1 pseudogene is annotated in these 538 nt (G+C 70.1%); it reads right to left on the minus strand.

Annotated elements, in window-relative coordinates:
• Positions 1 to 538: pseudogene (locus tag J0695_RS36595) on the minus strand (MFS transporter); the annotation flags it as partial.

Here is a 538-nt window from a genome sequence, read left to right on the forward strand (position 1 = left end):
GGGCGCCGCCGATGATCGGGTACACGCGGTAGCGGCCGCCGTTGGCGACGCGCCGGCCGATCAGCAGCCCCGAGCCGATCATGCCGAGCATGAGCGGAAGCAGCAGCAGACCGCTGGCCGTCGACGACTTGCCCTGGACGTACTGCATGTACTGCGGCAGATAGCTGGTCGAGCCGAGCATGGCCGCGCCCACCAGGAAGCCGAGGATCTGCGCGAGCGTGAAGTTGCGGTCCCGGAACAGCCGCGGCGGGATGACAGGTTCGGGGGCGCGCTTCTCGGTGCGTACGAACGCGGTGAACGCGACGACGGCGACCGCGGCCAGAGCGAGGATCTGCGGCGACGACCAGGCGTAGGTCGTACCGCCCCAGCTGGAGAGCAGGGTCAGGGCGAGGATGCCGGTGGTCAGGAGTGCGGCGCCCGCGACGTCGATACGGGGCTTGGTCCGGTTGCTCGGCAGTCGGATGCGGGAGCCGACGATCAGCAGGGCGGCGGCGCCCACGGGCACATTGACGTAGAACACCCAGCGCCAGTCGAGCTG

The sequence above is a fragment of the Streptomyces beijiangensis genome (assembly GCF_017315755.1).
GTDB classification, from domain to species: Bacteria; Actinomycetota; Actinomycetes; order Streptomycetales; family Streptomycetaceae; genus Streptomyces; species Streptomyces beijiangensis.